The sequence below is a fragment of the Rhizobium sp. 0TCS1.26 genome, assembly GCF_050455525.1.
Taxonomy (GTDB): domain Bacteria; phylum Pseudomonadota; class Alphaproteobacteria; order Rhizobiales; family Rhizobiaceae; genus Neorhizobium.
Genome location: NZ_JBCIYV010000003.1, coordinates 563,256 through 583,612, shown reverse-complemented (window position 1 = coordinate 583,612; position 20,357 = coordinate 563,256). Strand labels below are relative to the sequence as shown.

Below are 20,357 nucleotides of genomic sequence, written 5' to 3'. Positions count from 1 at the left end.
AAGGTCAGCGGGAGGCTATCACAGCATGCACAACGATCCGATCCTCGAAATCTGCGTCGACAATGCCGAAGGGCTGTTTTCGGCCATCGAAGGCGGCGGCGACCGCATCGAGCTCTGCTCGGCGCTTTCAGTCGGCGGCCTGACCCCGTCGCGCGGCTTCATGACGCTTGCCGGACGCCAACCGATCCCGGTGTTCGCCATGATCCGGCCGCGCGCCGGAAGCTTCGTCTTCTCGCCCGAGGAGGTGGAAATCATGAAGGCGGATATCGACGCTGCCCGGGCCGCCGGGCTTGCCGGCGTGGTGATCGGCGCTAACCTTGCCGACGGCAGACTGGACATGGCGACACTCGCGACGCTATGCCGTCATGCCGACGGGCTGGACCGCACGCTGCACCGCGCTTTCGACGTGACCCCCGACAAGACCGAGGCTCTGGAACAGGCGATCGCGCTTGGCTTTTCCCGCATCCTGACCTCCGGCGGAAAACCCACCGCGCTCGAGGGCGTGGAGACGCTGGCCGGGCTCTTCGAGCAGGCGGGCACCCGGATCGCGATCATGCCGGGCTCCGGCGTTCGCCCGGCAACCGCGCCTGCGCTTCTCGCGCGGCTTGCCGTTGTGGAACTGCATGCCTCCTGCTCGGCACGGTTTGTCGAACACGACCAGCAGCTGGTCGACCTGAGTTTTGCCGCACGCGAGATGCTGCGCACCGATGCCTCGGCCGTCCGGCAGTTGAAGGCCATCCTCTGCAGCGCGGTTGCCGACCGGGCCGGGCGTCGCATCGGGCGTGCCTGACCCAGGATCTCGCGGCTAACCCCGGCGGCCGCGCGCCAGCAATGCGTTGCGGATCGAGAAGCTGGAGTGGATGCGCGTGACGCCCGGCAGCTTCGACAGGATGTCCGTGTGGATCGCCTCGAATTCCTTCGGGCTTTCCACCTCGACCCGCAGGAAATAGTCCCAGTCTCCGGTCATCAGATAGCACTCGCGGATTTCCGGATGCTTGCGTACCGCATCTTCGAAGCGATTGAGCGAATCCTCGGTCTGGCGGTCCAGCGTGATGTTGATCATCACCGCCAGCGTGCTTCCCTCTTCGCCAGATCCGATCAGTGCCGTGTAGCCGCGGATGATGCCGCTCTGCTCCATCATGCGGATGCGCCTGAGACAGGCGGACGGCGAAAGGCCGACGATCTCGGCCATCTTGGCGCTGCTCATGCGGGCATCCAACCGCAGCAGTCTGATGATGTTGCGGTCTATGGCATCGATCGTCGGGCTCATGCTCGCTTCATGCGTCCTTGCGCTGAGATTTCGAGCGATATGAGCATGAACGCGCGATAGCGGCAATATCTGCTCGGAACGCGCACGATCTTCACGCTACACTTTTATCAGGATTGAGCTTGTGAGGTCTCGCCCATGGACATGCTGTCGAACCTGGACTGCGAGGCCACCGGCGCGCCGGGCGTCCTGACGATCGATCTTGCCGCTCTGCGCCGCAACTATCGGCGTATCGCCGAGATGGTGGCGCCGGCAAGGGCAGCCGCGGTCGTCAAGGCCGACGCCTATGGTCTCGGTGCCCGAACGGTCGCTCCCGTTCTCTACGGCGAGGGATGCCGGGATTTCTTCGTCGCCCAGTACGGCGAGGCGACCTCATTGCGGCCGAGCCTTCCCCAAGATGCGACGCTCTACGTCCTGAACGGGTTGCAGCCCGGCGTCGAGGCGGACTGCGCCGGGCGCGACATCGTGCCAGTGCTGAATTCCCTGGAGCAGATCGGGCGCTGGCGCTCGGTCGCACAGCTTGCGTCGCGTCGCCTGCCCGCCCTCCTGCAGTTCGATACCGGCATGTCGCGTCTGGGCATGGCGGCCGAGGAGGCGGAAGCGCTGGCCACAGATCCGGCACTGCTGAACGGCATCGACGTGCGCGCCATCATGAGCCATCTCGCCTGCGCCGACGATGTCGAGGATCCGCATAACGCGGCCCAGGAACAGAGCATGCTGCGGTTCGAGGACATGTTTCCGGGCGTGCCGGTGTCGTTTGCCAATTCGGGCGGCGCGTTCCTTGGGCCGAACTACCGCGGTGCTCTCGTGCGTCCAGGCATCGCGCTCTACGGCGCTCGTCCGACGGACCTGCCGGTGCGGCCGATGGAACGGGTCATGACGATCGAGGCGGCTGTCGTGCAGACGCGCATCGTGCCGGCCGGTACAGCGGTCGGTTATGCCGCAACCCATGTGACCGAAGGCGAGCGCCGGCTGGCGACGCTGGCGCTCGGTTATGCCGATGGCGTGCTGCGGTCGCTCAGCAATCGCGGTGCCTTCTACTTCGACGGCATCCGGCTGCCGATCCTCGGTCGCGTGTCGATGGACAGCACGATCATCGATATCTCCGACCTGCCGGCCGGCACCCTGAAGCTCGGCAGCCTCGTCGAGTGGATCGGCCCGCAGCAGTCGATCGAAGATGTCGCGGAAGACGCCGGCACCATTCCTTACGAGATCCTCACCAGCATCGGCCATCGCACCTTGCGCCGCTACCGCTGAGCCAACCACCAGTCACGGGACACTACGATGAAGATCACCATTCTTGGAGCCGGCGTCATCGGCGTGACCTCCGCCTACTACCTGGCGAAAGCCGGCCATGAGGTCACCGTCCTCGACCGGCAGCCGGGCCCGGCTCTGGAGACCTCGTTCGCCAATGCCGGCGAGGTGTCGTTCGGCTACTGCTCGCCCTGGGCGGCGCCGGGCATTCCCCAGAAGGCGCTGAAGTGGCTGTTCATGGAACACGCGCCGCTGATCCTGCGGCCGAAGCTCGACGCGGCCACGCTGTCGTGGATGCTGAAGATGCTCTCCAACTGCACCTCGGAGCGTTACGCGATCAACAAGAGCCGCATGCTGCGGCTGGCCGATTACAGCCGTCTGGCGCTGGCCGAAGTGCGCATGGACACCAACATCGACTACGATCAGCGCATGCAGGGGACGCTGCAGCTGTTCCGGACACAGGCACAGCTCGACGCGTCGGCCAAGGACGTCAAGGCGCTGGCGGCAGACGGCATTCCCTATGAGGTTCTGGATCCGGATGGCTGCATCCGCGTCGAGCCGGCGCTCGCTCATGTCCGCGACAAGATGGTCGGCGGACTGCTGACGCCGAAGGACGAGACAGGCGACTGCTTCAAGTTCACCAATGCCCTGGCCGACAAGGCGACCAGCATGGGCGTAACATTCCGCTGGGGCGTGCAGATCAAGGCGCTGAACGTTGAGGCCGGAGAGGTCAAGGGCGTCATGACGGATACCGGGCTGGTCGCCTCGGACGCCGTGGTCGTGGCGCTCGGCAGCTACTCGCCGCTGCTCGTCAAGCCGTACGGCATCGACCTGCCTGTCTATCCGGTGAAGGGCTATTCGCTCACCATTCCGATCGTCGATGCGGCGCGGGCGCCGGAATCGACGGTCATGGACGAGACCTACAAGATCGCCATCACCCGGCTCGGCGATCGCATCCGCGTCGGCGGGATGGCGGAAATTTCCGGCTACACAAACGACCTTGGACAGGCTCGCCGCCGGACGCTGGAGCATTCGGTGACCGACCTGTTCCCGGGCGGCGACGTTTCCAAGGCAAATTTCTGGTCCGGGCTGCGGCCGATGACGCCGGACGGCACGCCGGTCATCGGTGGGACGAAGGTGCGCAACCTTTTTCTCAATACCGGTCACGGAACGCTCGGCTGGACGATGAGCTGCGGCTCGGCCAAGGTGCTCGCCGATATTGTCGGCGGTCGACGGGCCGATATCGAGACCAAGGACCTGGCGGTCGCGCGCTATCGGTAGGAAGAACATCGGGGCCGCGGAAAGCCACCGCAAAGTGGTGGAGCCTCCGACGCCGCTGCGGCAGAGGCTCCGTCAGCCGGCTAGTTCGCCAGCGCCTTCTCGATATCCTGAAGGGAATGTCCTGTCAGATCCTTGTCGATCTCTCCGATGAGGATCTCGGACAGGGACTTGTGATAATGCTTCCGCAGTTCACCGAGCGTGCGCGGCGCTGCAATGATCACCAGGTTCTTGATGTGGCCGTCGAGGACCTGCTTGTTGAGGAGCTCGGCGATACCGCCGCTGAAGCCGTCTTCGTCCTGCTGGCTGTCACCCGGATTGGCGGCGCTGCTGGAATGGCGTGCGCCCGAGGTAATCTTGGATGCATCAACGTCCGGGGTCGCGAGCGCCTTCAGCTTGACGTTAGCGCCGTCGCCTTCGTTCTGAAACAGGCTGATCTTTTCGCCGTCGGCAACGGCGATCACGGTGTTCTTGGGAAGGTGCAAGTTCATCTCCAACATTTGGCCCGCATGCGCAGGCAAAGGGCCGAACCGGTGGTCCAGCCCCTCATCAGCGCGCCAGTCGACGTTAGGTTCCGGAAGGCGCGAGACGACAACCGCGCCCGTCGAGGATCCAGGTCGAGGCCCACGCGGGATTTGTTGTGATGATTCCGGCATCTCTGCAGAGGAATGTCGGCCGTCAGGCATTGCTGCGCAGGAGTTCCGGCCGGACGCGCTGCTGCGCCCGCTTGTGCTCGTACATCAGCGCATCGGCACGCCGCACGACCGTTTCGATCTTCTCGCCGTCCTCGCTCGTTGCAAGGCCTATGGAAATGGACAGCGGAGCGTTCGAGTAGAACTGGTTGTTGATCTTCAGCAGTTCCATGATCGTGTCGGCCATGGCGGCTGCCGCCTGCCGGTCAGCCCCCGGCATCAGCACGGCGAACTCGTCGCCGCCGATGCGGGCTGCATGGTTCGGCCGCGATACGGCACCGTTCAGCACTTCGCCGATCCGGCGCAGCAGCGCATCGCCGGCATCGTGACCCAAGTGATCGTTGGTTTCCTTCAGCCGGTTGAGGTCGATGACCATCGCCGAAACCGGACGTAGCGATTTGCGTTCCAGGCGGTTCAGCTCGTCCATGTAGAAGGCGCGGTTGTGCAGCTTGGTCAGGACGTCGTGCTTGCCGAGATATTCGAGATAAGCCTCTGCCTTCTTGCGCGCCGTGATGTCGGTCAGCGCCACCTGCACCAGCGACCAGTCGTCCTCGTGGCCGGGTAGAACGGAGAACTGCAGCAGAACGTGGCGCGCCGACCCATCGAGGGCATAGTTCACGACTTCGCGCTGGTGGAACAGGTTGTTGTTCCAGAGGTCGATCAGCTGCTCCTTGAAATGCTTCTCCATCTCGTCGCGGAAAATCTCGCCCTGACGGTGAAGCAGCGTGCGGCGATCTTCGGCGCAGAACAGATCGAGCGTCGCGCGGTTGACGTCGATGACCCGGATCTCGCTCATGCACTGGCGCACGAATTCCGGATGCACGTCGGTAAAGACGCGGAAGTCGACGATGCCGCGATCGCGCAGCTCGTCCAACAGGGTCTTGATGCTGCTGAAATCCTCGACCCACAGCGAAACCGGCGAATGCTCGAAGATGCCCTCGGCATATTGCCGGTTCTGGTGCTCGGCCCGCCGGGCCTGCTCGCGCTCGGTAACGTCCTCGGTGGTCAGCAGCACACGGTCGAGGGTCGCCTCGTGACCCGGCATAACCGAACCGCGCAGCTGGATATCGAGCCTTTGCCCGGTCAGGGTGTAGTTGACGCCGCTGCCGACGAACTGCGTCTCGCCGTCGAACAGCGCGGAAAGCTCGTTTATGTGGCTTTCCAGCATCTCGTCGCGGAACACACGGCCGATATTGTCGACGAGCTGCTGGCGGCTCGACGCACCAAAAAGCTCAAGCGTTCTGGCGTTGACGTCGATGATGCGGATCTTGCCGGCGCACAGCGCCACCCGTGACAGATCTTCCCGCAGGAACGAGCGGATGTCGGAGACACCTGCCCGACGCCACGCGTCGAACTGTGCCTTCACCTGCGAGAAATCTTCCATCCACATGGCGATCGGCGCCAGATCGAAAACACCGGAACGGTCGAATGCAGACATGGGAAGTTATCTCAAGATTGTCGGAAGGAATCACTGACCTTCCTTAGCGGTCGAATCACTTAAATGAACTTAAACATGACCGCGAAAATACGACGATGACTTTTAAGTGTACTTTAGTAATGCGAAATATTTGTGAACTGCGCGTCAGCGGCCTGATGTCGATCGGCTGTCGATGAGGTCCTGAAGGAGCCGCGCCGTCTGTTGTGCGCCGTCTAGTGCAACGGCGACAGTCGGCCGCGCGATGCCGGATCGAGCCGCAACGATGGCGCGCGCCAGCCGGTCGCTGTCGAGCGCGTGTTCGGGAACCACCTGCGCGAAGCCCAACGCGGCAAGCTTTTGCGCCCGCACGGTCTGCTCCGTTTCACCTCCGGATGCGAAGGGCACCAGCACGGCCGCGCACTTGGCCCGCAGCAGATCGCAGACCGTGTTGTATCCAGCCTGTGACACCGACACCTCGGCATTCATCAGCAGGCTCGGGAAGTCGGGGCGGAAGCGCACGAGCGTGACGGTGGCCGGTGCCATCGCTTCGAGGCGGACGAAATCGTCTCCGGGAAGGTTGGGGCCGGCAATCAGGCACCAGCTTCGGCCGTCGGCAAGGATGCGGGCAGCGCCGAGACTGGCTTCCAGAAGCTCGGCACCGACGGCGCCACCGCCGGCGGAAACCACCACGTCGAAGCGGTCGGAGGATGGTACGGGCGGCTCCGGCGCCACAAGCCCCGTGTAATGGACCTTGGCCGAGATCTGCCCCGCAAACGGAAACGTGTCTTCCAGGCGCACGAAGTTCGGATCGCCGTGGACGAGCACGCCATCGAAATGACCGGCCACCAGGTCGGCGGTTTCCTCGTCGCGTCCGGGCTTGCGGTCCTCCTGCAGGATGTCGCGCACCGAGCTGAATAGCAGCGGGCGCGGATCGGCAGCCTCGATCGCGTCGAGCAGCGGCAGGAGCTCGAACCGCATCTGTCGGCGGCCGAAAGGAAAGGCCTCTATGATCACCGCATGCGGCCGGGTGGTCTCGAAGACCTCGAGCAGCGCCCGTGTCCGCTGTTCGCGGTACGCGTCATCGACGGGTGCGCCGGCGCCGTCCGCAAGGCCCGAGAAGTTGCTGTTCGAGGCGAGGATCGTCGGCAGCGCGACATGCCTGATCCCGGGTGCCGGGAAACCAGTGACAGCCGAGCCGCCGGTGACCATGGTCACCTCCATGCCCGCCGCGTGGATCGCCTGTGCGACGCGGCTTGCCCGCACCAAATGACCTATGCCCAGCAGATGCTGGACGTAGAAGAGAATGCGATGGGGCGTGGTCATCTGGAGTTACGCGCCTTTCCCGGCCCAACTGGCGGCAAACAGCCGCTCCAGGTCGCCGATGCTGTTGCGGTAATCGAAGTCGCTGCGCACCTTGCGTTCGGCACTCTTGGCGAGCCTGTTGCGCAGATCAGGATCGCGGATCATCCGTTCGATCGCGAGCGCCAACGGGTCGGGCGCGTCGGGGGCAACAAGCAGGCTGTTCTCCTCGTTCTCGAACAGTTCGGTGATGCCCGACACCGTCGTCGATACAATCGGCAGGCCCTGGCTCGCGGCCTCGACCATGACGTTCGGCAACCCGTCCCGGTCGCCGTCGGCGGTGATCCGGCAGGCGAGTGCAAAAAGGTCGCTGTCGCGGTAATGCGCCAGCACGTCCTTCTGATCGAGGGCACCCTTCCAGGTAATCCGTCCTTCAAGACCCAGTTCTGTCGCCAGCGGCTTCAGCACCTTCAGTTCGTCGCCGCCGCCGATATGGACAAGCTGCCAGTGCAGATTTTCTGGCAGCTTTGCCAGCGCCCGTAGCAGCACGTCATAGCCCTTCTTCTTCACCGCCCGGCCGACGCTGAGCAGACGGACCGGATCCGCTGCATCGCTGCCGTCGCGGCGACTGCGCGTACCTTCAAACGGCGGGAAGCGCGTGAGGTCCAGGCCGTGATAGCTGAGGTTGACGTTGTTGCGGCCGCGGCTCAGCATTGTCAGGTGGTCGTAGCCGACACGGGTGCAGGTCACCGCCCAGTCCGCATGCTGCAGCTTCTCTTCCAACTCCCAACCCGGTGACGTCCAGATGTCCTTGGCATGCGCGGAGACCGTCCACGGCACGCCGCCGATCATGCTGGCATAGCGGGCGACGGACGCGGGCGTATGGATGAAGTGCACGTGCAGCCATTCGGCCGCCTGTGGCCATTCGGCGATGAGGACTGCCGCCTGGCCGAACCGGCGGACCCGGTTGCGCGACACGTCGCGGCGCAGGTCGTTTCTGAAGGCAGCTAAGGCGCGTGCAAAGCCCGCCAGTCGTCGAACTTTCCACAGCGCCTTCAGGACGCGCAGCGGTTCCTGGTGCAGATACTCGGGCAGGTACCAGACCCTGGCGCGGATCTCATCATGCACCGGATGCCGTTTGCGGTCGGTCGGACGGCGCATCGCCACGAGCTCGAGCTCGAAGCCCGCCCGCTCGAGGCCGAGAAGCTCCTGGGCGATGAAGGTCTCCGACAGACGGGGATAGCCCTTCAGGAGGACGAGGATCTTCTTCTTTCGGTTCACGGCCGTCAGCCCTGCGCGAGGGACAGGTGATGCTCGCCCTTGCGGTTGAACCAGTCGGCGACGATGCGCGAAATGTTCGGAAGGCCTTCAAGCTGCAGGTCGGGCGCACTGACGGACGGCGCCTCGCGACGCAGCACGTCCTTGATGGCAGCGGCAAAACGCAGGCTGTCGGTGGATTCCTCCGGCGACAGCATGTCGACGAGACCGAGTTCGGCCGCCCGGGTGGCGCGGATCAGCTGTTCCTCGCGCGGCTGTGTGCGCGGCACGATCAGCGCCGGCTTGTCGAAGGAGAGGATCTCGCAATAGGTGTTGTAGCCACCCATCGCGACAACCGCCTTGGCGCCGGCGATGCGATCTTCCATGCGATTGTCGAATTCGATGATCTCGATGTGCGGGTGGCCGACGCAGGCCTCGTGGAAATGGTTTCGCTGTTCGCCCGACATGTACGGACCGAGCACGATGACCGCCTTGTGGGTGAGCGTCGGATCTGCCGCGTAGGCGGCGATCACGTCGCGCACCAGGTCGGCACCGTCGCCGCCGCCGCCGGTCGTCACCAGCAGGTAGTCCTCGCGTCCCGGCTGCGACGTCGACGGCTCCAGAGATGCCTTGCGCTGCAGGAAGCCGACAAAATTCATCTTCGAGCGGACGCAGGGCGGCACGTCGATGCCGGTCAGCGGATCATAGAATTCCGGCGGCCCATAGACCCAGACGTCGTCGTAGAGATTGCCGATCTTGCGCAGCACGTCGTTGCGCTTCCACTCCGCCTCCAGGAGATGCGGCGCATCCATCACGTCGCGCAGGCCAAGAACCAGCGTCGTGCCCTTGGTCTTCAGATAGACGAGCGTGTCTTCCACTTCGCCGCGTAGGCCGAGCGGCTCCTTGTCGATGATGAATACGTCCGGCTCGAAGGTTTCGGCGGTGTGCCGGATGATCGACTGGCGCATCTTCATCGTCTCGTGGAGATCGATATGACGGTCCATCGACGTGTATTCGCCGTTGCGCAGCTTGATGACGCTCGGAATCTTGACGAAATCGACGCGCGCCCGATAGTCGAAGGCACCGGCGATCGTCGCCCCGGAAATGATCAGCACGTTGAGGCCGCGGTAATCCTCGACCAGTGAATGGGCGATCGTGCGGCATCGCCTGAGATGCCCAAGCCCGAAGGTGTCGTGGCTGTACATCAGGATACGAGCGTTCCCCAGTCGTCTCGGCATGCTCAGTATTCTCCTTAGGATCCGAATGCCGGAAGACGCGACGCGCAATCCGAGTATCTCATTTATACGGGTCGGCGGCATCTCTAAGACCGTCCCCAAGGAAATTGAAGGCGAGGATCACGAAAATCACGGGCAAAACGGGAAATAGCAGCCATGGATAGAGCGCCAGTACACTCACTGTTCGCGCTTCCGTGAGCAGGACACCCCAGCTGGTAATCGGCGCACGCAGGCCAAGTCCGAGGAAGGACAGCGTCGTTTCGCCAAGGATCATGCCGGGTATGGTCAGCGTCGCGCTGGCGATCAGGTGCGACATGAAGCCCGGCACCAGATGGCGGCCGATGATGCGGGCGCTGCCGGCTCCCATAAGCTGCGCCGCCAACACGTAATCCTCTTCGCGAAGCGCCAGAAGCTTGGAGCGCACGGCACGCGCCAGCCCTGTCCAGTCCAGGAGGCCGAGGATGAATGTGATGCCGAGATAGACGAACAGCGGGCTCCAGTCGACCGGCATGATCGCCGCCAGTGCCAGCCACAACGGAATGGTGGGGATCGACTGGAGGACTTCGATCATCCGCTGGACGATGAGATCGAACCAGCCGCCCCAGTAGCCGGCGAGCCCGCCGATCACGATGCCGAGAACGAAGCTCGTCATGACCCCCAGAAGCCCGATGGTGAGCGAGATACGCGCCCCGTAGAGGATGCGCGAGAAGATGTCGCGGCCGAGCCTGTCGGTTCCAAGCAGGAACATCTGGCCGTTCTCAGCCGGGCAGACGAAATGCAGGTTGCTGTCGACGACACCCCAGAACTTGTAGGCTTCGCCCCGGCAAAAGAACCGCAATCGCTGGATGTCGGCCGGATCGTTGTCATAAACGCGCCGCAGCGTCTGCATGTCGAGCGTCATCTTCTGGCCGTAGACGAAGGGACCGACAAAGTCGCCATCGTGGAACAGGTGGACGCGCTGCGGCGGTGCAAAGATGAAATCGATGTTGCGCGTGTGAACGGTGTAGGGCGCCAGGAACTCGACGATGACGATCATCAGGTAAGCGGCGAGAAGCGCGATGCCGGAGATCAACGCCAGCCGATGCCGCTTGAAGCGCCACCACATGAGCCGCAGCTGCGACGCCTGGTCGAGCGGCGAAGACGTCAGGATCTTGTCGTCGGCGTACGGGTCGAACGGTGTGTCGCGCACGTAATGCGGCAGGTCGTCGGTCCGGGGATCGGTGGTGGTCGTCACTTCGTGCTCCCTCCCTGAAGGCGGATCCGGGGATCGAGCAAAGCGAGCGCGATGTCGGACACCAGCACACCGATGACGGTCAGGAAGGCGAGGAACATCAGGAAGGACCCCGCAAGATACATGTCCTGGCTTTGCAACGCCCGGATCAGCATCGGGCCGGTGGTTTCCAGCGACAGCACGACGGCCGTGATTTCAGCACCGGAAATGATCGACGGCAGGATGGAGCCGATGTCGGAGATGAAGAAGTTCAGCGACATGCGCAGCGGGTACTTGATCAGCACGCGGAACGGATGGAGCCCCTTGGCCCGGGCCGTCATCACATATTGCTTGTGCAGTTCGTCGAGCAGATTGGCGCGCACCCGGCGCACCATCCCGGCAGTGCCGGCGGTGCCGATGATGATGACCGGTATCCAGATGTGCTCGAGGATCGAAAGCATCTTGTCCCAACTCATCGGCTCGGACAGGTACTTCTGGTCCATCAGGTGGCCAATCGAGGTGCCGAACCAGATGTTGGCGAGATACATGAGGATCAGCGCCAGGACGAAATTCGGCACGGCAAGGCCGATCAGCCCGAGCAGCGTCAGCCCGTAGTCGCCCCAGCTGTATTGATGCGTCGCAGAATAGATGCCGATCGGGAAGGCAAGCAGCCAGGTGAGGATGATGGTGACGGTGGAGACGAGGATGGTCAGCCACATGCGGTCGCCGACGACGTCCTGAACCGGCATCCGGTATTCGAACGAATAGCCGAAATCGCCGACGATCATGCCACCGACCCAGTTGAGGTAGCGGATCGGCATTGGCTTGTCGAAGCCGTAGCGGGCCCGCAGATCCTCGATCTGCTCCATGTCGGCCTTCTCGCCGATCGCCTTCAGCTCCTCGACATAGCTTTCGAAATAGTCGCCGGGCGGCAGCTGGATGATCGTGAAGATCAACAGCGAGATCAGCCCGAGCGTCGGGATCATCACCAGCATGCGCCAGAGGATGTAGCGGAGAAGGTCACGCATCGGCATCGTACCAGAAGCTGTCGGGCATATAGACGCCGAGATAGGACATGGGATCGAACCCGTAGAGGCCCTCATCCGGCAGGTTGCGCAGCGTTCTGGCGCGCACCATCGGCTGAAGCGTCGCGTTCACGGTGCCGATGGTGAAGACCTGGTCGGTGTAAAGGTGAAGCATCTGGTGCCAGATCTTTTCGCGGTCCTCGGCGGCGGCAGCGCTGCGCCAGGCCTCCAGCAGTTCGAAGAGGGCGATCGCCTCCGGCAGGTCCGGCGCGTGGCCGTCGCTGCCACCGGACAGGGCATGCAGCCCCCAGAGCGGCCACTGCAGCTGGTCGTCGGTCGTCGGCGCCAGTTCGTTGGGGGCCATGTCGGCCGACGGCACGCCATTGTCGAGCCCCATGCCGACGGTCATGATCGTCTCGCCGCCCTTGACGCGGCGGCGCAGAAGTTCGCGCTGCGATGTGCGCAGGTAGATCTTGATGCCGACCCGCGACCACTGGTCGTTGACCAGTTCCAGCACGTCTGCCTCGGCCGAATGCTCGCCGGCAGTCTCGACGACGATCTTTGCCGGACGGCCGTCGGGGAGCAGCCGAAGACCTTCGGGGCCGCGCTTGTCGAGCCCTGCTTCGTCCAGCAGCCGATCGGCCGTGTCCGGATCGAAAGCCGACCACGCATCCCGGTACTCCGGCTTGAACAGCGGGCTTGCCGGCAGGATCGTGTTGGAGCTTTCCTTGGCCAGGCCGAAGAACACCGCCTTGTTGATCTCCGCCCGGTTGATCGCGAGAGACAGCGCGCGGCGAACGCGCGCATCACGCCAGAGGTTGCGCCAGACGTCGTCCCGGCAGTTGAGATTGGGGATGAGACAGACGCGCGACCCCTGGATCCGCTTCCACAGATTGACGACCATCGGATAGCGCTGCTCGGCGTTCTTCAGGAACGTGTAGTCGGAGAAGTCGAGATTGGTGAACTGCAGGTCGGCCTCGCCGGTGCCGGTCTTGGCGGCAATCAGGTCGGACGAACTGATGTCGAGCAACAGGCGGTCAACATAGGGCAACTGGCGGCCGTTCTCGTCGACCCGGTGGTAATAGGCATTGCGCTCGAAGACGAAGCGGCCGGACGGAGGTGCCGTGCGGTTGCACCACGCGTCAAGCGTTGGGAGATCCGGATTTTCCGGACGTACGGTGCGCGACTTGTTCTGGTGCAGCGCCACCCAGTCGGCCGCCTTTTCGCTGACGATCAGCGCGTCGAGCTTGGTCTTGTCCTGGTAAGTGGGGTGGAACTGCTTCAGATAGGCCGAGGGCTGCATCAGCCGCAGCGGCGACGGCGAGGCGACGTCCGCAAGAAAGATCGGGTTGGCGTTCTCCCAGGTGTAGCGGACCGTCAACCGGTCGATCACCTCGAATTTCGGACCCTTGCCCTCGACCTTCAGGCTTGCCGGAATGCCGCCCTTGAAGAGCTTCTTGTTGAGGAACATGTCCTCCCACACATAGCGGAAGTCTTCGGCGGTGAACTCGCTGCCGTCCGACCAGCGATGGCCGTCGCGCAGGTGGAAGGTAAAGACGCGCTCGTTCTCGACCTCGAAGCGCTCCAGCAGATCGGCCTCTAGCTGCAGATGCTCGTTATAGCCGACCAGCCGCGAGTAGGAGATGATCGGCACGTAGCGGATGTCGCGCTGGCCGCCGATCAGCATGCGCAGCGTACCGCCGTGTTTGCCGGGCAACATGCCTTTGGCAGCCATGTTGACGACGCGCGGCACCTTCGGCAACCGCTCGGCAACCGGCGGCAGCGGCTTGGCGGCCTTCGGATCGCGCAGGAAATCCGAATCCTGATAGGCGGCGGCAAGTACCGACCGCGGCACGAGGGTTCCGGCAAGCAGCGCGAGGGTCTGGCGACGCGAGATCATCGGCGCAACTCCCGCGCATCGACATTGCGGCGAGCCAGCACGAAATGTCCGTCACCGAGATCGGCATGCGTCAGATCGTTCTCCGCCTCCGACTGGAACTGGCGTGCCCAGAGACGCTTTGCCTCGGCGCTCGGTTGGCCGATCGCGGCGAAATCCATCGGGCTGTCGAGGTTGGGCAGCGGCACGGCCGCCAGCAGCTTCTTCGTATAGGGATGAACCGGATGGCGCATAATGATTTCGCAGGGGGCGATCTCGACGATGCGTCCCGCATACATGACCGCAACCCGGTCTGCCATGTAATCGACCACAGCCAGATTGTGCGAAATGAACAGGTAGGTGAGGCCGAGGTCCTTCTTCAGGTCCTTCATCAGGTTGAGGATCTGCGCCTGGATCGACACGTCGAGGGCAGACACCGGCTCGTCGCAGATCAGCAGGTCCGGGCCGAGCGCCAGCGCCCGGGCGATGCCGATGCGCTGCCGCTGGCCGCCCGAGAAACTGTGGGGATAGCGGCTGAGGGCACTTTCCGGCAGGCCGATGGCGCGGATCAGCCGCTGCACCGCCTCCGACCGGCTCTTGCCGTCGCCGCGCTGGTGAATTTCCAGCGGTTCGCTGACGATGCCGCGCACCGTCATGCGTGGCGACAGCGAGGATACCGGATCCTGGAACACCATCTGGATGCGCCGGCGCAGCATGGTGAGCGCGCTGCCTTCGGCGTTCAGCACATCGACCGGGCCGGTGTCGCCGTTGTAGGTGACCGAGCCGTGGTCGGCGGTGACGCCGCGCATCAGGATCTTGCTGAGTGTCGTCTTGCCGCAGCCGCTCTCGCCGACCAGGCCCAGAGTTTCGCCGCGCCTGATGTCGAAGCTGACGTCGTTGACGGCAAGCGTCGTCGGCGCCTTGCCCATGCCGTAGCCGCCGCGGCGCTTGGAGGTAAAGGACTTCGACACGTTGCGAACACAGAGGATGACCTCATCCGCCGCGGCCGGCGCCGTGCGCGCCTGCTTTCCGAGAAGCCCCGCGGTCTCCACGTGGATCTCCCGCAACGGCTTGAGGCGCGTGTCGCGCGGCATGTTGAAATCCGGAACCGCGGCCATCAGCCCCTTGGTATAGGCGTGGCCCGGACGCCGGAAGATCGCCTCCACCGGTCCTTGCTCCATCACCTCGCCGCGATAGACCACGACCACCTCGTCAGCCATGCTGGCAACGACGCCCAGATCGTGGGTGATCAGCAGCATCGCCATTCCGAGCTTGGACTGCAGATCGCGCAGCAGCTTGAGGATCTGCGCCTGGATCGTCACGTCGAGTGCCGTCGTCGGCTCGTCGGCGATCAGCAGCGACGGCTTGCAGATCAGCGCCATGGCGATCATCGCACGCTGCCGCATGCCGCCCGACAGCTCGAACGGATACATGTCGAAGGCCCGCACCGGCTCCGGAAAGCCGACGAGGCTCAGCATTTCCTCGCAGCGCGCGCGCCGTTCGGAAGGCGTCATCACCGAATGGATGCGCAGCGCCTCCTCGATCTGGTTGCCGATCGTGTGCATCGGCGAGAACGAGGTCATCGGCTCCTGGAAGATCATGCCGATCCGGTTGCCGCGAATACCGCGCATGGTCCGGCCATCGGCAGGCAGGCTGAGGAGATCGATCTTCTCGCCGGTCCGCGGATCGTCGAAGAAGACGCTGCCGGTGATCTGCGCGGTGTCGGTCTCGATGCCCATGATCGCGCGCCCGAGGACCGACTTGCCGGACCCGGATTCGCCGACGAGAGCGGTCACCCTGCCGGGCCGCACGCGCATGCTGATATTCTTTACGGCTTCGATACTTCCTCCCCACAAGGGGAAGGAGACAGACAGCCCTTCGACGCGGAGCAGATCTGTGCGTGCACTCATCCAGTCAATATCCCGGAAACTGCTTGACGCGCCTTTTGGCCGCCCCGTTTCCCTTGTTGTTCCCACTGTTTTGCCAAACCGTATCGCAGCCTATGGTCCATGTCCATGACGAACCCCGTGGCCGGGAGCCGCTCGCTGACGCTCAATTGAACGAGATTGATTTCGGGAGCATGACACTCGACGCAAATCGTCATGATGGCTTGAACGATCCTCTGACAACGTGCACGAACGCTTTGACCCTTCGCTTCGCCCGGAACCTCGATCGATGACAGACTGCTCCCTCCTCCCGGCCGCGCTGCAAGACCTGAAGGCGGCGAAGGCCATGATCGCAGACGGGCGTTTTGCGGAAGGCCGGGCGCTCCTCGATCGGATCGCGGCGGATAAGCGTCTCGACGGACTGGCAGGCCTTGGAAGCCGCACCGCCCTCGGCCTGCCGCGCAAGCTGCATTCGACCTATCTGAAGCTTGCAAAGGCGGAAGGCCGATCAGCCGAGCGTATCGCCTTGCAGTACAGCCTGGTGCCGCCGCCAGAACTGCTGATGCCGCTTGCGGCAGTCGACGAGATGGCTCGGCGGCAGATGAACAGCTTCAATCGTCAGTCCGTGCCGCGGATCCTCCACCAGATATGGATCGGTTCGCTTGCGGTGCCGCCGGGCGTCGAGGCGTGGCGGCGCCATGCGGAGAAGAACGGTCTTGAATACCGGCTGTGGCGCGAGGACGACCTGGCGCGCATCGGCGTCTACGATCACCCGGGCTTCGCCGCGATGATCGCCGCGGGCGATTTTCCGGGCGCGGTGGACGTGGCGCGCTATGCCGTGCTGCTGGCGGAGGGCGGTATCTACCTCGATTGCGACTGGTATCCCGCCCGAGACGATGTGAGCTTTGCCGATCTGCTGCCGCTGACGGGTCTGACGGCGCTCGCCGAGGAGACGCCTCGCAACACCGGCATGGGAAGCCTGTTGCTGACCAATTCGTTTCTCGCGGCGCCGGCTGGTCATCCGGCCTTCGCGCGACTTCTCGATATTTTGCCCGAGGCGGTCCGGCTGCTGCCGGAAGGTCCCGCCTGGTGGTCCACCGGGCCGCTGATCCTGACGCTGGTGTTTCGCGGCACAAGTTTCTCCATGCCGGATGCCGATTTCGTCGCCTCCAACCTCGAGCGCAAGGCACCGTTCGAGCAGGTCGAGGCGGCACGGGCGAAAGCCCTGGACGAGAAGGGTGGCCTGCTGATCAACTGGAAATCCTGGTAGCGCGCACTACGCGTTGGCAATCACGTCACGTGCCGAAACCCAGCGGCAGGCGGGATGACCTGAGGCCTCCGCGATCAGTTCGCCGAGGAAGGCCCAGGCCTGCGCATCGTGCACCAGATGGTGGGTGAGGATGCCGATGGCGGCTGGCCGCTGCCCGTCATTGATGATCGCCGCAAGATCGCCGAATAGCTCATCCGACGGGCGCCCGCCCCGCGTGCCGCGCCAGTCCATCACGTCGATATGCGTGTTGATGAGCGGCAGCAGCGGCGCCGGCTTTTCGCGACCAAACACCGACAGGCACTCGAAGCCGAGGCCAGCCAGCTGCTCGACGAGCTGTGGCGCGATGCGGTTCCACGGCGGCACCAACATCGGCAGAAGCTGCTCTCCGTAAAGCACCGAGAGCTTGTGGAGGCCTTGCGCCAGCTCGGCCAGAACGATCTCAGACGGCCGGTCGAGCCCAAGCTCCTGCTTCTTGGCAGGTGGTTGGCTGTAGCTGCGATGCGACCAGCCATGGACCGCCACCGATACACGATCACGCCGTGCCAGATGCTCGGCAAGCGCGTGGTCAGTCTCCTCGGGAATGACCGCGAGCGTCAGAGGCACGCCCTGCGGTTCGGTCAGATCAAGCAGTGTCGCGAGTGCCGGCGTTGGGATGACGGCATCGTCGTCACGCAGCCAGAGGTTTACCGTTGCACCCTTCGTCGCAAGATCGTCGAGAGCCTGCCTGAACAACGCGCGGGTCATGCTGTGCCTCCGACATGGGTGCGAATGATGGCGTCGAACCGCTTCGCCGCCGCATCCATCGACCGTTCTTCGCGAACGAACCGGCGGGCTTCACCCGACAGGATTTGGCGTCGGTTCTCATTGGCCAGGATATCCCTGATGGCCCCGGCATAGGCGTGACGATCGCCGGGCGGCGTCAGCATTCCGGTTTGACCGTCGGCGACCACCTCGGGCACGCCCGCCACCGCTTCGGCGATGACCGGCACGCCGGCGGCCTGCGCTTCGAGATAAGCGAGACCGTAGGCCTCGCCGTGGCCTGGCCAGAGATAGAGCGCGGCGGTGGAGAGCAGCTGCGCCACCCTGTCAGGTCCAAGCTCGCCCGCCCATGTGAGGCGCTCAGCGGGAATGCCGGCAAACGCCGCTTCCACCTCTCCCCGCGCCGGACCGTCACCGGCGATCGTCAGGTGCCAGTCGATGTCGAGCAGCTGCGAGAGGCTCTCTGCCAGGGCCGTGTAGCTGCTCAGCTTGTCGCCGGACCGCATCATCGCCACCGCAACCATATGCTTCGACCGCGGCTGCGGATCCCGAACGAGGAAAGGCCGGGGCTCGATGAACGGCGCCAGCCGCGCGAAGCGGCCCTCCGGCACCGCCTCGCGAAGTCCGCGAAGATCCCGCTCGGTTAGGCAAATGTTGACGGCTGCCTGCGCCGCACCGTCGCGCACCAGTGATTGCGATTGCGCCCAGCCACCGATGTTGCGCCGGCCTGAGTAGGAGCTTTCGCAGGTTACGTAGGGAAAACCGAACCGTCGCGCGAGGACCGGTCCCAGCCTGTCAGGCGCCTTGTAGTAGGGATGGTAGCAGAACCACAAATCTGGCAACCCATCGCGCGCGAAACTGGAGGCGACCCGCTGGAGCTCCATCTCGGCCGCCTGCAGATCGTCCGGCAAGACATCGGATGTCGCGGAAAAACTGCGCAACCGCGACACCAGGCCGACATCGTGGCCGGAGAGGGTCAGCGCCTCCACAAGCTGGCGGGCCATCAGGCGGTCGCCGGAGGGAACCGGATGGTCGGGTGCTTTCAACGGCGCGTAAAAGGCGATCTTCATGCAGCGCAGATGGCGCGGACCGCCGGTAAAATGCAAGCACGGGCGGCGTCGTTTTCTGTGAGGTCCACCACGAAGCGCCGCAGGCGGGCGACCGGTTCCCGCAGCCGGGTTGACCCGGCGCGACCTTCCGTGATCTTGACAGGAGATCGTCGGCCTCTCAACTGAGGAGCCGAAATGCCATCCTCATGCGGAGCGATCCAGGTGGACGAACAGAACAAGACGAGGCCGGATCTTCTCGCCGCCATCCATGACAGAACCGCGAAAGCCGGTGTCATCGGCCTCGGCTATGTGGGCCTACCGCTTGCCATGAGCATGGCGCGCGCCGGCTTCACCGTCATCGGCTTCGACGTCGACCCCGACAAGATCACCCAGATCGAGGCGCGCCGGAGCTACATCGACGCGGTATCCAACGAGGTGCTCGCCAGCCAGTGCGACGCCGGGCGGTTCTCGGCGACCGTCGACTTCGCGCTGCTTGGCGATTGCGACGTCATCGCCATCTGCGTCCCGACGCCGCTGACGCGCCACCGCGATCCCGACCTGAGCTACGTCGAAAACACCTGCCGCGATATCGCCCGCCACCTGCGCCCCGGCCAGCTGATCGTGCTGGAATCGACGACCTATCCCGGCACCACCGAAGAGGTGATGAAGCCGATCCTGGAAACCAGCGGGCTTCTCTGCGGCCGCGACTTCCATCTCGGCTATTCGCCGGAGCGCGAGGATCCGGGCAATCGCGATTTCGACACCTCCAGCATCCCGAAGGTGGTGGCCGGCGACGGCGAGGTCGCCTCGCAACTGATGCAGGCCTTTTACGGTGCAGTGGTGAAGACCATCGTTCCAGTCTCCAACACACGCACCGCGGAAGCCGTAAAACTGACGGAAAACGTCTTCCGCGCCGTCAACATAGCCCTCGTCAACGAGTTGAAGCTCGTCTACGACGCAATGGGGATCGACGTCTGGGACGTCATCGACGCGGCGAAGACCAAGCCGTTCGGCTACATGCCCTTCTATCCGGGGCCAGGGCTCGGCGGCCACTGCATCCCGATCGACCCCTTCTACCTCACCTGGAAATCTCGGGAATACGACCAGCCGACACGGTTCATCGAGCTTGCCGGCGAAATCAACACGGCCATGCCGCGCTATGTGGTGGAAAAGCTTGCCGAGGCGCTCGACCGGCGGCTGGGGCGGGCGCTCAGCCGCTCCAAGGTGCTGGTGCTCGGCCTCGCCTACAAGAAGAACGTGCCGGACATCCGCGAAAGCCCGTCGCTGCGGCTGATGGAACTGCTGCTTGAGCGGCAGGCGGATGTCAGCTACCACGACCCGTTCATCGACGAGGTGCCGCGCACCCGTGAATACGGGCATCTGAAGGGCCGCCGCTCGGTCGAGCTGACGCCCGAGGCGGTTGCCGGTTTCGACGCGGTGGTCATCGCCACCGACCACGACCAGATCGACTACCAGGCGCTGGCCAAGTCCGCGCAGTTGATCGTCGACACCCGCAACGCCTTTGCCCGTCGCGGCATCGACAGCGACAGGCTGGTGAAGGCTTAGGACCGAGCGACTTCACG

The 20,357-nt window shown here is 64.1% G+C and carries 17 protein-coding genes; 5 read left to right on the top strand and 12 right to left on the bottom strand.

Annotation, left to right across the window (positions count from 1 at the left end):
• Positions 1-25: 25 nt before the first annotated feature.
• On the top strand, positions 26-790 hold the full coding sequence (locus AAIH46_RS16740) for a copper homeostasis protein CutC (protein WP_430307122.1): 765 nt from the start codon (positions 26-28) through the stop codon (positions 788-790).
• Between the two features lie 15 nt (positions 791-805).
• Here the strand turns inward: AAIH46_RS16740 and AAIH46_RS16735 are convergent, their stop codons facing one another.
• The gene (locus tag AAIH46_RS16735; protein ID WP_430307121.1) at positions 806-1,270 is read right to left on the bottom strand and encodes an Lrp/AsnC family transcriptional regulator; all 465 of its coding nucleotides are present in this window, start codon (positions 1,268-1,270) and stop codon (positions 806-808) included.
• A gap of 135 nt (positions 1,271-1,405) precedes the next feature.
• Here AAIH46_RS16735 and alr point away from each other — a divergent pair, with 135 nt between their 5' ends.
• Entirely contained in the window at positions 1,406-2,524 is a 1,119-nt protein-coding gene (alr, locus tag AAIH46_RS16730; RefSeq protein WP_430307120.1) for an alanine racemase, read from the top strand.
• 27 nt (positions 2,525-2,551) lie between these two features.
• On the top strand, positions 2,552-3,802 hold the full coding sequence (locus AAIH46_RS16725) for a D-amino acid dehydrogenase (protein ID WP_430307119.1): 1,251 nt from the start codon (positions 2,552-2,554) through the stop codon (positions 3,800-3,802).
• Between the two features lie 80 nt (positions 3,803-3,882).
• Here AAIH46_RS16725 and AAIH46_RS16720 read toward each other — a convergent pair whose 3' ends face one another.
• From AAIH46_RS16720 to AAIH46_RS16680, 9 genes are all read right to left on the bottom strand, one after another.
• Positions 3,883-4,284, bottom strand: coding sequence for a host attachment family protein (locus AAIH46_RS16720; protein ID WP_430307118.1), 402 nt, complete (start codon positions 4,282-4,284; stop codon positions 3,883-3,885).
• Positions 4,285-4,477: 193 nt separating this feature from the next.
• Complete coding sequence (locus AAIH46_RS16715; RefSeq protein ID WP_430307117.1) at positions 4,478-5,929, bottom strand: diguanylate cyclase domain-containing protein; 1,452 nt, start codon at positions 5,927-5,929, stop codon at positions 4,478-4,480.
• A gap of 144 nt (positions 5,930-6,073) precedes the next feature.
• Positions 6,074-7,231 (bottom strand): glycosyltransferase family protein, encoded by a 1,158-nt coding sequence (locus AAIH46_RS16710; RefSeq protein ID WP_430307116.1) that lies wholly within the window; start codon positions 7,229-7,231, stop codon positions 6,074-6,076.
• A gap of 6 nt (positions 7,232-7,237) precedes the next feature.
• The gene (locus AAIH46_RS16705; protein WP_430307115.1) at positions 7,238-8,488 is read right to left on the bottom strand and encodes a glycosyltransferase family 4 protein; all 1,251 of its coding nucleotides are present in this window, start codon (positions 8,486-8,488) and stop codon (positions 7,238-7,240) included.
• Between the two features lie 5 nt (positions 8,489-8,493).
• Positions 8,494-9,702 carry a glycosyltransferase family protein gene (locus AAIH46_RS16700; protein WP_430307114.1) on the bottom strand — a complete coding sequence of 403 codons (1,209 nt, stop codon included), beginning with the start codon at positions 9,700-9,702 and terminating at the stop codon, positions 8,494-8,496.
• Positions 9,703-9,760: 58 nt separating this feature from the next.
• Positions 9,761-10,933, bottom strand: coding sequence for an ABC transporter permease (locus AAIH46_RS16695; protein ID WP_430307113.1), 1,173 nt, complete (start codon positions 10,931-10,933; stop codon positions 9,761-9,763).
• On the bottom strand, positions 10,930-11,937 hold the full coding sequence (locus AAIH46_RS16690) for an ABC transporter permease (protein WP_430307112.1): 1,008 nt from the start codon (positions 11,935-11,937) through the stop codon (positions 10,930-10,932). Before AAIH46_RS16690 ends, AAIH46_RS16695 begins: the two co-directional genes overlap by 4 nt.
• Positions 11,930-13,834, bottom strand: coding sequence for an ABC transporter substrate-binding protein (locus AAIH46_RS16685; RefSeq protein WP_430307111.1), 1,905 nt, complete (start codon positions 13,832-13,834; stop codon positions 11,930-11,932). The genes AAIH46_RS16690 and AAIH46_RS16685 overlap by 8 nt, the downstream gene beginning before the upstream one ends.
• On the bottom strand, positions 13,831-15,720 hold the full coding sequence (locus tag AAIH46_RS16680; RefSeq protein ID WP_430307110.1) for an ABC transporter ATP-binding protein: 1,890 nt from the start codon (positions 15,718-15,720) through the stop codon (positions 13,831-13,833). The genes AAIH46_RS16685 and AAIH46_RS16680 overlap by 4 nt, the downstream gene beginning before the upstream one ends.
• A gap of 265 nt (positions 15,721-15,985) precedes the next feature.
• Between AAIH46_RS16680 and AAIH46_RS16675 the strand changes: the two genes are divergently transcribed.
• The gene (locus AAIH46_RS16675) at positions 15,986-16,966 is read left to right on the top strand and encodes a glycosyltransferase family 32 protein (protein WP_430307109.1); all 981 of its coding nucleotides are present in this window, start codon (positions 15,986-15,988) and stop codon (positions 16,964-16,966) included.
• Positions 16,967-16,972: 6 nt separating this feature from the next.
• Here the strand turns inward: AAIH46_RS16675 and AAIH46_RS16670 are convergent, their stop codons facing one another.
• Positions 16,973-17,710 carry a polysaccharide deacetylase family protein gene (locus tag AAIH46_RS16670; protein ID WP_430307106.1) on the bottom strand — a complete coding sequence of 246 codons (738 nt, stop codon included), beginning with the start codon at positions 17,708-17,710 and terminating at the stop codon, positions 16,973-16,975.
• Positions 17,707-18,795 carry a glycosyltransferase family 4 protein gene (locus AAIH46_RS16665; RefSeq protein ID WP_430307105.1) on the bottom strand — a complete coding sequence of 363 codons (1,089 nt, stop codon included), beginning with the start codon at positions 18,793-18,795 and terminating at the stop codon, positions 17,707-17,709. Before AAIH46_RS16665 ends, AAIH46_RS16670 begins: the two co-directional genes overlap by 4 nt.
• A 201-nt stretch (positions 18,796-18,996) precedes the next feature.
• Here AAIH46_RS16665 and AAIH46_RS16660 point away from each other — a divergent pair, with 201 nt between their 5' ends.
• Entirely contained in the window at positions 18,997-20,340 is a 1,344-nt protein-coding gene (locus AAIH46_RS16660) for a nucleotide sugar dehydrogenase (protein ID WP_430307104.1), read from the top strand.
• The last annotated feature ends 17 nt before the right edge of the window (positions 20,341-20,357 follow it).

Excerpts from the sequence above, each read along its gene's own strand:
- AAIH46_RS16740 (WP_430307122.1), top strand. The coding sequence starts at position 26 with ATGCACAACGATCCGATCCTCGAAATCTGCGTCGACAATGCCGAAGGG.
- AAIH46_RS16735 (WP_430307121.1), bottom strand. The coding sequence starts at position 1,270 with ATGAGCCCGACGATCGATGCCATAGACCGCAACATCATCAGACTGCTG.
- alr (WP_430307120.1), top strand. The coding sequence starts at position 1,406 with ATGGACATGCTGTCGAACCTGGACTGCGAGGCCACCGGCGCGCCGGGC.
- AAIH46_RS16725 (WP_430307119.1), top strand. The coding sequence starts at position 2,552 with ATGAAGATCACCATTCTTGGAGCCGGCGTCATCGGCGTGACCTCCGCC.
- AAIH46_RS16715 (WP_430307117.1), bottom strand. The coding sequence starts at position 5,929 with ATGTCTGCATTCGACCGTTCCGGTGTTTTCGATCTGGCGCCGATCGCC.
- AAIH46_RS16710 (WP_430307116.1), bottom strand. The coding sequence starts at position 7,231 with ATGACCACGCCCCATCGCATTCTCTTCTACGTCCAGCATCTGCTGGGC.
- AAIH46_RS16700 (WP_430307114.1), bottom strand. The coding sequence starts at position 9,702 with ATGCCGAGACGACTGGGGAACGCTCGTATCCTGATGTACAGCCACGAC.
- AAIH46_RS16690 (WP_430307112.1), bottom strand. The coding sequence starts at position 11,937 with ATGCGTGACCTTCTCCGCTACATCCTCTGGCGCATGCTGGTGATGATC.
- AAIH46_RS16685 (WP_430307111.1), bottom strand. The coding sequence starts at position 13,834 with ATGATCTCGCGTCGCCAGACCCTCGCGCTGCTTGCCGGAACCCTCGTG.
- AAIH46_RS16680 (WP_430307110.1), bottom strand. The coding sequence starts at position 15,720 with ATGAGTGCACGCACAGATCTGCTCCGCGTCGAAGGGCTGTCTGTCTCC.
- AAIH46_RS16675 (WP_430307109.1), top strand. The coding sequence starts at position 15,986 with ATGACAGACTGCTCCCTCCTCCCGGCCGCGCTGCAAGACCTGAAGGCG.
- AAIH46_RS16670 (WP_430307106.1), bottom strand. The coding sequence starts at position 17,710 with ATGACCCGCGCGTTGTTCAGGCAGGCTCTCGACGATCTTGCGACGAAG.
- AAIH46_RS16665 (WP_430307105.1), bottom strand. The coding sequence starts at position 18,795 with ATGAAGATCGCCTTTTACGCGCCGTTGAAAGCACCCGACCATCCGGTT.